Origin of the sequence: Neobacillus paridis (assembly GCF_016765675.1) — a bacterium.
Taxonomy (GTDB): Bacteria; Bacillota; Bacilli; order Bacillales; family Cytobacillaceae; genus Neobacillus; species Neobacillus paridis.
This window is the reverse complement of record NZ_JAESWB010000168.1, coordinates 129,475-142,873: the sequence shown is the minus strand read 5'-3', so window position 1 is coordinate 142,873 and position 13,399 is coordinate 129,475. Positions and strand designations below refer to the sequence as shown.

The 13,399-nt window shown below is 37.6% G+C and carries 11 protein-coding genes; 2 read left to right on the top strand and 9 right to left on the bottom strand.

Translation table 11 applies throughout. The features are described from left to right. Positions 1-78: 78 nt before the first annotated feature. Together JK635_RS09695 and JK635_RS09690 are read left to right on the top strand one after the other, a co-directional pair. Positions 79-1,323, top strand: coding sequence for an MFS transporter (locus JK635_RS09695; RefSeq protein ID WP_202653752.1), 1,245 nt, complete (start codon positions 79-81; stop codon positions 1,321-1,323). A 130-nt stretch (positions 1,324-1,453) separates the two neighbouring features. Continuing rightward, positions 1,454-1,801 (top strand): hypothetical protein, encoded by a 348-nt coding sequence (locus JK635_RS09690; protein WP_202653751.1) that lies wholly within the window; start codon positions 1,454-1,456, stop codon positions 1,799-1,801. Positions 1,802-1,931: 130 nt separating this feature from the next. On the opposite strand, the gene JK635_RS09685 is transcribed toward JK635_RS09690, so the two are convergent. From JK635_RS09685 to JK635_RS09645, 9 genes are all read right to left on the bottom strand, one after another. Further along, entirely contained in the window at positions 1,932-3,608 is a 1,677-nt protein-coding gene (locus JK635_RS09685) for a formate--tetrahydrofolate ligase (RefSeq protein WP_202653750.1), read from the bottom strand. A gap of 30 nt (positions 3,609-3,638) precedes the next feature. Then, complete coding sequence (locus JK635_RS09680; RefSeq protein ID WP_202653749.1) at positions 3,639-4,268, bottom strand: cyclodeaminase/cyclohydrolase family protein; 630 nt, start codon at positions 4,266-4,268, stop codon at positions 3,639-3,641. A gap of 27 nt (positions 4,269-4,295) precedes the next feature. Beyond that, positions 4,296-5,234, bottom strand: a complete 939-nt coding sequence (locus JK635_RS09675) for a sulfite exporter TauE/SafE family protein (protein WP_202653748.1) — start codon at positions 5,232-5,234, stop codon at positions 4,296-4,298. A 92-nt stretch (positions 5,235-5,326) separates the two neighbouring features. Then, the gene (locus tag JK635_RS09670) at positions 5,327-6,316 is read right to left on the bottom strand and encodes a hypothetical protein (protein WP_202653747.1); all 990 of its coding nucleotides are present in this window, start codon (positions 6,314-6,316) and stop codon (positions 5,327-5,329) included. Between the two features lie 259 nt (positions 6,317-6,575). After that, the gene (locus JK635_RS09665; RefSeq protein ID WP_202653746.1) at positions 6,576-7,922 is read right to left on the bottom strand and encodes a bifunctional folylpolyglutamate synthase/dihydrofolate synthase; all 1,347 of its coding nucleotides are present in this window, start codon (positions 7,920-7,922) and stop codon (positions 6,576-6,578) included. After that, positions 7,906-8,451 carry a folate family ECF transporter S component gene (locus JK635_RS09660; protein WP_202653745.1) on the bottom strand — a complete coding sequence of 182 codons (546 nt, stop codon included), beginning with the start codon at positions 8,449-8,451 and terminating at the stop codon, positions 7,906-7,908. Before JK635_RS09660 ends, JK635_RS09665 begins: the two co-directional genes overlap by 17 nt. Positions 8,452-8,485: 34 nt before the next feature. Then, positions 8,486-9,322, bottom strand: coding sequence for a formate/nitrite transporter family protein (locus tag JK635_RS09655; protein ID WP_202653744.1), 837 nt, complete (start codon positions 9,320-9,322; stop codon positions 8,486-8,488). Positions 9,323-9,366: 44 nt separating this feature from the next. Continuing rightward, positions 9,367-10,233 carry a bifunctional 5,10-methylenetetrahydrofolate dehydrogenase/5,10-methenyltetrahydrofolate cyclohydrolase gene (locus tag JK635_RS09650; RefSeq protein ID WP_202653743.1) on the bottom strand — a complete coding sequence of 289 codons (867 nt, stop codon included), beginning with the start codon at positions 10,231-10,233 and terminating at the stop codon, positions 9,367-9,369. Between the two features lie 136 nt (positions 10,234-10,369). After that, positions 10,370-13,387 carry an AAA family ATPase gene (locus tag JK635_RS09645; protein WP_202653742.1) on the bottom strand — a complete coding sequence of 1,006 codons (3,018 nt, stop codon included), beginning with the start codon at positions 13,385-13,387 and terminating at the stop codon, positions 10,370-10,372. Between the last annotated feature and the right edge of the window lie 12 nt (positions 13,388-13,399).

The following is a 13,399-nucleotide window of genomic DNA, read 5'->3' as shown; positions in this document are numbered from 1 at the left end:
ATATTTTTCAAATTAATAGTATAGTAGTAAGATATAGTAAAAGAAAATTCAGATAAGTGAGTTGAAAAGGAGACTATTATGAGCCAACAAGCGGTTTTACCCCGCCAGAAAACACCAAATACATCTGAAGCAACTATATTTAAAATACTTTTTGTGATCGGGCTGTGCCATCTACTCAATGATGCGATTCAAGCTGTCGTTCCGGCGATGTTTCCAATCTTGGAAAAATCGATGGGGCTGTCCTTCACACAGTTAGGGATTATTGCTTTCTCGTTAAATATGGTCTCTTCGGTAATGCAGCCGTTAGTCGGCTATTTTACTGACAAAAAGCCAATGCCCTTCGCCTTGCCAGTCGGTCTTAGCTTTACATTGGTAGGGGTATTAGGGATCGGCTTAGCTCCGAATTTTGCATTGATCGTCCTATCTGTTTTGTTGATTGGTCTCGGTTCTGCAGTGTTTCATCCTGAAGGATCAAGGGTTGCCTACATGGCGGCGGGAACCCGGCGGGGACTGGCCCAATCGATTTATCAGGTGGGCGGAAACACGGGACAGGCTTTGGCACCTTTGATTACCGCCCTTATTTTGGTTCCGCTAGGACAAATTGGGGCATCGTGGTTTACGATTGTGGCAGCACTGGCAGTCATTTTATTAATTTATATTGCCAAATGGTATAGTGAAAGATTGGCGGTATTCCCTGCCCGCAAACAGAGAAACAGTTCAAGCAATAGTCAGCAGGAGCGGTTATCATCGGATGTTAAAAAAGCATTGGGATTCATTTTGCTGTTAATCTTTGCCCGATCCTGGTATATCTCCGGGATGACAAACTTCTATGCCTTCTACGCCATAAAGGAGTATGCCCTGACGATTAAACAATCGCAAATTTTCTTATTTGCCTTTTTAGTATCAGGTGCGTTGGGAACATTTCTTGGTGGCCCATTGGCCGACCGATTCGGTAAGAAAACGGTCATTTCATTCTCAATGCTGGGGACACTGCCGTTATCCATTTTACTGCCATATGTTCCACCGCTGGTAGCATTCATCATCCTCATGCTTACTGGATTTATTTTAATGACCAGTTTTTCAGTAACGGTTGTTTATGCTCAAGAACTAGTACCAGGGAAAATCGGAACGATGTCTGGTCTGACTGTCGGGCTGGCGTTCGGAATGGGGGCAATTGGTTCGGTTGGATTAGGTTATCTTGCCGATTTAATAAGCTTACAAACGATGATCACCTGGCTGGGAATGCTGCCAATATTAGGTTTAACGGCCTTCCTTCTACCTTCTGATCGCAAGGTGGCAGAATTTAATAGAAAATCATCATAAGTTGAAGGGCACTGCCCTTCCTTTTTTCATCTTTGAAAAACTTTCGAAAAATTTTAATAATTAATCGCTCAATTACCGTACACCATTTCATATAATAAAGATACACCATAAAAAATAAGGAGGACCATAAATGAAAACTCCAAATTACCATGACTTTTATCAAATGGCCTTAATTCCAATAGGTAAAAGAGACAAGACAGCACTAATTGAATCTGACGCTGCAAAACCAGAATCGCCCATCACCCATTGGCTTATTGCCGTTGAAGGGGTACAGCTCCCGCAGGCAAAAATATATTTTCACTGGAAGGTTACGATTTATCCAGCTACCAGTGATGCCGACTTCAATTGGCAAACACCTTTTTACAGCTCAGAAAATATGGAAGAGATCGACAACGCGATTGTACTTGCCTCTTTATTTATCGTTTCAGCCAAAAAAGGCAACTTGACTGAAGCTGCATTATTAGAGAAAATCAGCTAATCCCTGCCTCCAATCCCCTCGCTGCTTGACCTTTCTTTTTCCCATTCCTTGTGAAAATAAGTACATATAGTATTAACCAAAAAGTGTTGTTTGCTATTTTCACAAACAACACTTTCCGTTACATATTCTACTAGAATAAGCCTGTTATTTCACCATTACTATTGATATCAATTCTTTCCGCAGCCGGCACTTTCGGCAATCCAGGCATTGTCATCATCGTACCGGTGATAGCCACAATAAAACCGGCTCCGGCAGATACTTTCAAATTTCGGACGGTAATATGGAAGCCCTGTGGTCTGCATAGTAATTCTTTATTATCCGAGAAAGAATACTGAGTTTTGGCAACACAAATCGGTAATTTTCCAAAGCCCATTTCAGTTAATACTTTTAGTTCTTTTTTTGCTTCGTTAGTAAAATCGACCCCGTCAGCGCCATAAATTTTCGAAGCAATCTTTGTTAGTTTTTCGGCAATCGAATCTTCATCATCATAGACAAATTGGAAATGATTCGCTTCATCGACAATCTGTTTTACCTTTGTTGCTAATTCCAAGCCGCCTTTACCGCCTTTAGCCCAAACATCTGCCAGAATCGCTTCAACCCCAACAGCTGCACAAGCCCGCTTCACTGCTTCAATTTCTTCCTCTGTGTCTGTCGGGAATTTATTAATGGCTACAACTAATGGCAGGCCATAATGTTCTTGAATATTTTCAATATGCTTCAATAAGTTAGGCATACCTTTGACAACTGCTTCTACGTTTTCTTTGCTTAATTCTGTCTTATTTACTCCGCCGTGAAGTTTCAATGCACGAATCGTCGCCACTAAAACGACTGCATCTGGTTGGATACCTGCTATTCTGCACTTAATGTCAATGAATTTTTCAGCGCCCAAGTCTGCACCAAAACCAGCTTCTGTTACAACATAATCAGCATATTTTAACGCCAATTTTGTGGCAATTACACTGTTACAGCCGTGGGCAATATTGGCGAATGGGCCACCATGAATAATCGCCGGTGTTTTAGCCAATGTTTGAACCAGGTTAGGGCGAATCGCATCTTTCAATAATACAGTCATTGCTCCTTCAGCCTTCAAGTCTCCAGCCGTTATGGCTCTTCCATCATAGGAATAGCCGATCACAATTCGTCTGATTCTGTCTTTCAAATCATCCAAATCACTAGATAAACAAAGGATTGCCATAATTTCTGATGCTACAGTGATATCATAACCGTCTTCTCTGGGCACACCATTTGTTTTGCCATTTAAACCATTGACAATGTAACGCAGCTGCCGGTCATTCATATCAACAACACGTTTCCAGGTAATCCGACGATTATCAATTCCTAACTCATTGCCGTGGAAAATATGGTTATCAATCATCGCAGCTAGCAAGTTATTGGCAGCACCAATGGCATGAAAATCACCGGTGAAGTGTAAATTGATATCTTCCATTGGGACTACTTGGGAATAGCCGCCGCCGGCTGCTCCACCTTTTACACCAAATACCGGTCCCAGTGATGGTTCGCGCAGGGCAACGACCACTTTTTCTCCTTGTTCATGCAATGCGTCAGCTAAACCAACCGATGTTGTTGTTTTCCCTTCTCCGGCTGCCGTTGGGGTTATTGCCGTTACCAGGATCAATTTCCCGTTTGGCTGGTCTTTCATGCGCTCCAATTCATTGATATCTAATTTTGCTTTATACCTCCCATATAAATCGATAGATTGTTCATCGATTCCTATGCTTTTGGCGATATCAGTAATCGGCAGCATCTTATTTTGGTTAGCAATTTCAATATCCGATAAAAATGCCATCTTCATTCTCCTTTATTTGTGCTACTTCCATTATAGCGAATTTTCAATTTGTTGATAAATATAATCTGCAAGTTCCGTACCTTTTACTAAAAGAGCTTTACCATTTTCAGCGTATTCATTTCTGAATCTATCATCTTTAACGCCGCCGATATTAATCAGAACATTTAACCAGCTGCCATAAAGACCTGCTTTCATTGTAAGGGCGGCTACACCTAAATCGCTGGCAGCGTTTGTATTGGATTTACCAACAGCTTTTGAAGTTAATTCAAGCCCTTCAAGAATTAATTCCATTGTATGGAAAGGAACTTTGGTTGCATATTTTAAGGCATCTTGCATTGCTGCTTTTCTTTTTTCTTTATCCTGTTCTGTTTCTTTAGGTAAAGCAAATACGGCAGATACTTTATTAAACGCTTCAGTGTCAGCATCAATGGCAGCCAGCAGCTTATCATTAAGCTCTTTCAACTCTACTAATAATGCTTTCATTTCTTCGTCATATTCGGCATATTTCTTTTTCCCAATGGTTAATTCGCATACCATTCTTGTTAAGGCAGCTCCCACGCTGCCAGCAAGAGCGGAAGCAGAGCCGCCTCCTGGAGCAGGTTCATCAGAACCAAGTTTCGCAACAAAGTCAGTAATTGTTAAATCTACTAATTTATCCATAACAATTCTCCTAATCTATTAAAAATATTAATGTGTTTGACCGGCGTTAGCAGTTTCGGCAACTGCTTCATTTTTAACCAAAGTAGCTTCTCTACGTGATTTTAGTCCAGAACGGATCATTTGAATGGCTGTATAGATAACTACTACGAAAATGACCTTCTTCAATAAATCAATTGGCATATTTTTAACCAGTAAGGCCGCAATAGCCACCCCAATTGGTCCGCAAATGAGATAAGCTAATGATGCTTTACGGTGATATTGGCCTTCTTTAACATATTTTGCACCGGAGATGGTTTGCATGAACGCTGTTGCTCCTGTCATCAGCGGGTATGCAGTTAATGGAGATAAGCCTAATACGAAAGACATTGCCATAATTGGTGCATACTGACCGATTCCGAGACAAGCCGCTACACCTACAACAAAACACCAAACAAATCCGATAATTAATTTAACTCCGCGTAATCCGATCGCTACTCCGTTCATGGTGAATAGGTTAATAAAGCCGGCAAACATAAGAAATGCAACGATAAATAGAGCGATGCCCATTCCCCATTGGATTTTGATTTCAGGTAATTTTGACACGATTGCCGCACCAAAGTAAGCCCCCAGCATTGTGGCACCAATTAAAACAACGAGCGTTAAGTAGTCTACTTTTACAATGCTGATAAAAACAAATGCTTCCAAAAAAACAGATGCGGTTGTTCCTACATTCAAAGTACCAGGAATTTTTTTATCCGGCATCATTTTTCCAAGCTTAAACGTTGCGGTTGATGTTGCAAAGCTGCCGATTCCGAGTGTATCGAAAAAGTTAAAAATAGCCCCTAAAATCCCAAATGTATAGAATTTGCCTCTTGACTCATTTTCAAGGGTGCCCTCTTTTTTCGCTTTTGCATAATCTTTCATGAAGATAACTAAGTAATTAAGGAATAATAACACCAACACACCTAAAAGCACTTTAATGAACATAAATAGTTCCCCTTCCCAATTTATTAGGAAAATTCCTCAAAAAGGGGCATCTTGTAGAATGGCTTCTGATCAAAATGCCCCGGCTGAAATCATTACAATGTTGCAGGTTGAAGGTGATATTCAATAATTTGTTCAGCATCAAAGCCAATTAATCCCATGTTTTCTTCTAATACTTTCACTAATTTCACATAGTCTTTGCCATCAAATTCATAACCGAATGCTCTTGCAGCTTCTTCGACATAAACTTGTTTAACTGGTCCCACAATTTCTGTACCAATTACTTTTGTGTCGCGTTCTTCGGCTTTTTTAGCTACATAGTCACGTAACATAACAAGTGGTGTTTCCGTGCAGTTAAATACATTCATGGAAACAGCAGTGCCAGGTTTACCTTCATCTTTAAAGCCGACGCTCTTTATTGATAACCATCCGTGCTCTTCACTCTTCACTAATTTAGCAATTTCTTTGGCAATGCTGACATCTTCAGATTCTACGAACACGTTGTATGCTACTAAGCCTTCATAGTCAGCAGTAACGGTACAAGCACCCATTTTTGCATCTAATTCGCCATTAACAGATAAATCGGGTTTTCTTGTTTCATAATCTGGATGGTTTTTATCTTCCAAAATTGCTTTTAACCCTTCGTATTGACCACGGCGGATATTGGTATTTGATTTTTTGTATTCCGTGCGCGCATTTAATCCGGAGAAGTATACCGGAACCTTATAATGATCGAATAAAGATTGTCCTAATTTTTCAGCCAATGCGATCGTTTCTTCGATTGTGACATTTTCCAATGGGAAAATTGGGAATGTATCCAGTGCCCCAATACGTGGGTGATCACCTTTTTGAACTTCCATATTTACATGTTTAAAAACTTTTTCGGCCATTTTTAACATGGATTCCTCGACATGGTCCGTATCAACGATATAGGTTAAAACGGTTCTGTTGAAATTATGCTCTGGTTCAACCCCGACGATCTTAACCGATTCAACCTGTCTTACCGCATTGACAACTTCGTTAACAACATCAAGCTTTTGACCTTCACTAAAGTTTGGAACAGCTAATAAAAGTTTCTTGCCCATAATGTAACTTCCTCCTTAAGGTTTATTGCTTACACCTTGAGTCTAATTTGTAAGCGTCAACAAAACGTCTAAATGCAGCTATAGACAACTTAAATTGGGGAGATATTCAGTGACAATTTTGTGGCAGCAAGAAACTTGCAGGTTTTATTCCTTTTATACTGGAAATAATTTTGTATGGATATGAATTTCATCACTATAAGGAGCAAAACCTCTAAATAGTAAAAGACTGCCTGAGGCAGCCTTTTAGTCTTATAAAAATTTAGTAAAATCCAACTATTTCATTCTCTCTTCTAAGTAATCTTCGCACTTTTTGTCTAACGGTAGAAATAAAATATAAAGAACCAGTAATAATCAAAAAGTCATCATTAGTCATTTGATCCAAAAGCTCTGAGATGGCTCTTTCCCAGTTGTTGATGACTGCTATTTTTCTATGACAGTGCCGGGCTATTTCCACTGCACTTAAGGCAGAGTCATATTCAAATGAAGTAATCGTGATCTCTGCCTGCTTGATGTCTTCCAGTAAACGAATCATTCCTGAAACATCTTTAGTATGAATGGCGGAAAATAGAATAAAAAGTTTACTTTCTGCCGACCTATTTAATAACATTCCTTGTAAGTTGTCATGCAATCTTTCCATTCCCGGTACATTATGGGCTCCATCCACGATGACTAAAGGTCTCTCAGAAAGTATTTCCATTCTCCCTGGAATAAAGGCATTATTCAAACTTTCAGCGACTATTTTCGGTTCTACAGACAATTGACATTTTTCCATGTATAATAGATACATTTGGAGAGCCGTCCCGGCATTTTCGACTTGATGTGAACCTATCATGGAAGTACTCAAAATCGGAAATGAATGTCCGGCGTTGTTAAAGGAAAAATATTCATTAGTCAATTGTTTGGACATGATATAATCTACATAATACTCTTTATTGTAGCGGTAAATTTTCGCTCCAGTACTACGGACCTTTTTTTCAATGACATGTAATGCATTTTCTGGGAGATTGCCCGTGACTACCGTACCATTCTGCTTAATAATTCCCGCTTTTTGCTCGGCAATTTGTTCGATGGTCTGTCCCAAAATCTGCATGTGATCCAATCCAATCGTCGTAATTCCGGATACAAGCGGATGTCCAACATTTGTACTGTCCAATAACCCTCCAAGTCCTACCTCAATTACAGCAACGTCCACTTTTTTCTCGTGAAAATAATAGAACATCATTGCCGTAACAAGTTCAAACTCTGTCAGTCCAAATAAATCTTCAGTTTTATCCATTTTATCGACAATAGGCCGAAGCACATTTATTAAATAAACAATGTCTTCATCGGGAATGTGACGACCATTTATACAAATTCTTTCGTTAAACCTTTCGATATACGGGGAAGTATAGGTTCCAACTTTGAAGCCGCTGTTCATAAAAAGTTCCTTTAAATAGGTGACAGTCGATCCCTTGCCATTCGTACCGGCGATATGAACGAACTTTACATCATCTTGAGGGTTTCCTAATTGATCTAATAAATACCGAATTCTAAAGAGACCCGGCCGGGAACCAAATTGTTCCCGGGAGCGAATGTAATTCATCGCTTCGTTAAATTTTTCCTCCATGTTCTTTCCTCGATTCAAATTTAATATAATTCATAAGCAGCATGTATAAAAGACCTACATCAATTGGGAATAAAATAACGTTTTTTATGATTCTTGGCACAGCGAATAAAGGACTGCCATACATGATATTGAGCCAAATTGGTGTCATTATTAAACTAACAACGATCGCCTCTAGTAAAACGGCTGCGGCTACTCTTAATAAAGTGATGTTTTTTTTATGCAGAACTAACCCGTAAATACCCCCCATCACTAAGGCATTTAACGTGAAGCCTGGGAAAAAGAACCCATTTGGTCTTAATAGGAAGCCAATCACATCGGCAATTGATGCCGCAATGCCCGCATTGATCGGTCCATATAAATAAGCTAATAAGGCGATAGGTAAAAAGGCAAAACCAATTTCCATAGTAGGCCCCAACGAAAGCGTCATTTGGTTTAATACTAAATTTAGGGCAACTAATAATCCCATTGTTGTCAGTTTCTTCGTCGATATTTTGCTATAAGTTGTGGATATTTGTCTCTCTACACGCATAATAATGTTCCCTTCTTCTTTTTGTGAAATTTATTTAGTTTGCTCGTTTACTGATAGCTTGGTGAAAGAATTTTTCTTCAGTTGAGCTTACACGCTGTTCTTCATCATTTTTTTGGTAATAAGCAAGTGAATATAATCCACCTACAAGAATTGCTCCCCCTGCTGCATTACCCAACCATACCGGGATGACATTGAACAAGAAATCAATCCATGTTAATTTTCCAAGGAAAATGGCAGCCGGAATAACGAAAAAATTAGCGACAACGTGCTGAAAACCAATTAAAACAAAGATCATGACAGGAAACCAAATGGCTAAGATTTTTCCGGCAAAATCTTTGGCGCCTAAGGATAGCCATACACTGATCCCTACAAGCCAGTTACAGCCTATACCAGAGATAAACGCCTGAATAAAACTAGCATCAACTTTTGCCTGTGCCGTCATAACGGTTTTTTCAGTAAAAACACCTTCTGTTAAACCAATTACATGCCCGAATAAATAAGCAACAAAAATGGCGCCTAAGAGGTTAAAGAAAGTGACCAACAGCCAATTTATTGCCAAGTTTACAAATGAAACTTTCCTGGCAAACCAAGCAGTACCAACTACCATCATATTACCGGTTATTAGTTCACCTCCCCCGAGTAAAATAAGAATAAGGCCAATTGGGAATACACTTGCTCCAATTAAATGCGGCAAACTCCCCCATTCATGCGGCATATTTCCAGCAACCCTTATATACGCCAAGTAACCAAGTGCAATAAAAGCACCGCCTAAAAAGGCTAAAATCATAATTTTTTTATATGACATTTGCGACTTTTCAATTCCTTTTTTTACAGTAACATTCAAAATCTCATCCGGACTACAACCGTTCATCCTGAAATCCTCGCTTTCTATTGTCCTATCGCAATTCAACGACTTTATTGTAGTTGATATTCTCTAGATTTGGACATTGCTAATTTGGTTGCCTTTAGTACCTGGCTGGCTAACATGGTAGTAGTTACATCCCCCACTCCTCCAGGTACTGGTGTAATATAACTGGCTTTTTCAATGACTTCATCGAAAAGTACATCACCATGCACTTTACCGGATTCATCGACTGATATGCCGACATCGACGACAACCGCTCCATTCTTAATATGGTTTTTCGTTATTAAACCTCTTTTGCCAGTTGCGGAAATGACTATATCTGCTTCCCGGGTGATTTCTTCAAGATTTTTCGTATAAATATGAGCTATCGTTACGGTCGCTCCATGATTAAGCAGCATGATGGATAATGGTTTTCCAACAACTGCACTATGACCGACAATGACAACATGAGCCCCCTGAAGGACTATTCGATAATAGGATAAAAGTTCCATCACTGCCAAAGGTGTACAGGCAAGTAAGCCATTCATTTTGCCATTCATAATTTTTCCCACATTAAATGGCGCAGTTCCTTCAATGTCCTTCTCGGGAACTATCAGATTATGATCTGTTAAATGGCTTGGAAGCGGACGAAATAAAAGAATACCATGGATGTTATCATCCTCATTTTTTTTCTTCATAAAATTTAAAAATACTTTATCTGTAATTTCTTCCGGAAAAATTGATTCATGATGGCGAATTCCTAGGTAATCAAATTTCTTTTTAATCGAATTTTCATATGTTCTTGCGTCTCCCTTCCCACCTACTCTAATAATCTCTACATTGGGAACAATCCCTTTGCTTCTCAAATAATTCATCTCGTCCTGTAGATACTCCATTTTATATTTGGCTACTTTTTTCCCCACCATTAAAACAGTCATTGCTTCACCCTCATTCTTTAATAAACTTTTATTTACTTCCAGTTTAAGACGTTGCCATCCATAGAACGTCAAAAGGATGCCAAGAAAAAAAATAAGCCTTAAATCCGTTGATTTAAGGCTTGATGCATCCCTGCTTCTAGCTAACCAAAGAGGGCTGCTCCATTAATTTTCTTTTTTTCTCTTCACATGTTGCACAATCAAAGTCAGATAAATATTTTTCGAAGGTATTAAATAGCCCTTTATCCGTTTCCATTGCATTTACAATTGATTTCTTCAGTTCAAGAAGACTGATTAATTCTTGCGGATTCCGCAGTATTTGTGCATGTTCCTCTGCTTTCATTAAATAAGATAAAGCGTTTTGATAATCTTTTTCCATTAAAAGTAATAAACACATATATATTTCAGCAATTGGCTGACTTAAATTATAAGCTAGCTTATTGTAAATACTTAATGCGCTTTGCAAGTGCTCTTTCGCTTGCGAGTAATCCTTCAAATAATAACACGCTACACCGGCATTTGTTTTAAATAAGGAGAGGCTAATCCATAAATTTTTTTCATCGCAAATAGAAATTGCTCTCTCAAAATAATGGAGAGCTCCTGCATAATCTCCATGTTCCATGCGAATAACACCGATATTACGATAACAAGCAGCTATATTCAAGCGATATTTCTCATATGTTTCGATATCCTGTGTATGAATCGAGATACTTTCACGGAAATATTCTTCTGCTTGTTTGAAATTCCTCTTTAAAAACTCATACATCCCCCAATATCGGAGCCAAATCCCATTTTTATATTTTTCTGTAGAGTTTTGTTGCATTATCGGTTCTGCCTGCGCCAATACCTGTCCCAGTACTTTCGTATCACAAGTTTGAATGGCATAAATAATTTTTTGTTCATAACCTTTTAACACAAAATCATATTGCTTTAATTTGGCAGCCAATTTAATAACCTGCTCGATCTCGATTAAACCTCTCTCATAGTAGCCTCTGCGAATATTAAATCGACCATTTAAAAACAACACATTCATTTCAAAGATTGGAATTTCCTCATTTAAAGGAAAGTCGTCCTTAACCTTTTCGAGCAGAGCCATTAAACTCGTTAAGTTTTGCTCGATATGTTCTTCCCCAATATACAACTTACTAAAAGACTCATTATCGAAATTTATTGTTGGAAAACGTTCATGAATAAAATTAAGAAACGTACTCAAGCTTTTTATTCTATATCTTAATAATTCAATATCATTGCAAGCCCTTTCAAAATGATAAATAAGTTTATGATATATATTATTGTCACTCAAATTATTCTTTAAATTACATTCAAGCAATTTTCCAATGCGGTTATGCAATATCCTTTTTTTACCAGTGGGAATTTGCATATATTGAAACTCCCGTAATTTTTGATGGACAAATGAATAACAAATATCCCGCTGATACGTTATTTCCTTTAAAAATCCTTTCTCAACCAATCCTTCGGCGACTTCAATAATTTCCAATTCATCTAAATCGATAAACTCCTTTAAAACAGAAATAGAAACCTCATCATAGAAGAGTGAAGCAATTTCTACTAATTTTTTTTCAATCTCATTTAAGTCAATGAACCTAAACTTCAGTACATCCTGCATTCGCGGTGTCAGCCCATCATTAGACTGATGATTCATGATGGCATGGATATATTCAGTTAAGAAAAAGGCATTTCCTTCCGTTTCATGATATATTTCTTCCAACAAATTACGGGTAATTTTTTCTTGTGGCAATGCCCGATCTATAAATCTTTTTACTTCATCTTCATTAAAAGCGTTAAGTTCGATCATTTTCACTTTTGCATAATGATTGATATAAACAAGGAATTTTTCCAGTTCAGAATTCATTTCATTTCTTGTTGTTAAAAAGAATAAACAATTATTCATTTCATCATTTACCAGCAAACTATCCAATAGACGCATACTCCTTGCATCCATCCAATGAATATCTTCAAAGACCAGTATTAACTTTTTTCGACTCGAGACAACTTTCAGTACTTCAACAATCACGTCTTCAATTTCAAACAATTTATGTGCTTCACTGTCATGCGTTGGTCTATTAAGCAATTCTTTCTTATAACTTTCAAATTCGGGAGCAAAAGTTCCAAGTACGTCCAATAAAGAAAGTGGTAATGTCATTTTTTCTGCTTTAACCACTTTTAAAATATTGACTAAAATGGTTTTCCATGGCCGCAAAACATAATTTTCTTCAAATTTATAACAGTTGGCTTCCACGATATTCACAGTTTTATTTGTTATTTCTGTTACAAAATACTCTTTTAAGCGTGTTTTCCCGACACCCATGGCACTACGAATCAAAATGGAATGATAAGGTTCATTTTTAATAAAACTATCGTAGATATTTTTTAATAGTCTTTTTTCTTGGTCTCGGCCAATAAAGAATTTTTGGGAGATTTTAACTTTTTCTCTTTCATTCATTAAATCAAGGATTTCATTGTAAACTTTTTGAGTTTCATCGTTGGGGGCAATATCTAATTCACGGAGTAGTAAATCTGACAAGTCATTATAAATAACAATCGCATTCGAGTATTTTTGCTGTTCTTTATAACAATTCATCAATTCAATATAACCACTTTCATCATATTCGTCTAACTCGATAATCTTCCGGCAAATATTTTCTAGTTGAAAGTAATTTTTATTTTGTTTATGTTCAGTTAACTGATTCCATAGTCGCTCGCTATAAATAAAATTACATTCATCCCTAACCTTATACATCCACCGTTCAAACTCAACAGCATCTTTTACGGTCATCCCCTGTAAAAATTCACCTTTAAATACTTCGACATTGTGATCATTCTGAATAAACTCATCATAATCCGATTCAATTATTACATCGGGATTCAAACATACGGCAGAAAGTCCATTATAAGAAAATACCTCTATATCTTTAAACAGCTTCTTCAAAGTATACAAGGCGTTTCTTAAATTCTTTTTAGCAATTTTATCTTCCATATCAGCCCATAGTAAATTGGCCAACTGGTCTCTTGAAGCATATTTATTAACAACCAAATAATAAAAAAGCGCTTCCGCTTTTCCATAGGGAAAAATTATTCTTTTATTATCGACAGTTGTCCTATAGTTACCAAAAAAATGAACGATGATTTTCTCCATTATTTTATTTAC

Bases quoted from the DNA above. Each gene is read 5' to 3' on its own strand.
- JK635_RS09695 (WP_202653752.1), top strand. From the start codon at position 79: ATGAGCCAACAAGCGGTTTTACCCCGCCAGAAAACACCAAATACATCT.
- JK635_RS09690 (WP_202653751.1), top strand. From the start codon at position 1,454: ATGAAAACTCCAAATTACCATGACTTTTATCAAATGGCCTTAATTCCA.
- JK635_RS09685 (WP_202653750.1), bottom strand. From the start codon at position 3,608: ATGGCATTTTTATCGGATATTGAAATTGCTAACCAAAATAAGATGCTG.
- JK635_RS09680 (WP_202653749.1), bottom strand. From the start codon at position 4,268: ATGGATAAATTAGTAGATTTAACAATTACTGACTTTGTTGCGAAACTT.
- JK635_RS09675 (WP_202653748.1), bottom strand. From the start codon at position 5,234: ATGTTCATTAAAGTGCTTTTAGGTGTGTTGGTGTTATTATTCCTTAAT.
- JK635_RS09670 (WP_202653747.1), bottom strand. From the start codon at position 6,316: ATGGGCAAGAAACTTTTATTAGCTGTTCCAAACTTTAGTGAAGGTCAA.
- JK635_RS09665 (WP_202653746.1), bottom strand. From the start codon at position 7,922: ATGGAGGAAAAATTTAACGAAGCGATGAATTACATTCGCTCCCGGGAA.
- JK635_RS09660 (WP_202653745.1), bottom strand. From the start codon at position 8,451: ATGCGTGTAGAGAGACAAATATCCACAACTTATAGCAAAATATCGACG.
- JK635_RS09655 (WP_202653744.1), bottom strand. From the start codon at position 9,322: ATGAACGGTTGTAGTCCGGATGAGATTTTGAATGTTACTGTAAAAAAA.
- JK635_RS09650 (WP_202653743.1), bottom strand. From the start codon at position 10,233: ATGACTGTTTTAATGGTGGGGAAAAAAGTAGCCAAATATAAAATGGAG.
- JK635_RS09645 (WP_202653742.1), bottom strand. From the start codon at position 13,387: ATGGAGAAAATCATCGTTCATTTTTTTGGTAACTATAGGACAACTGTC.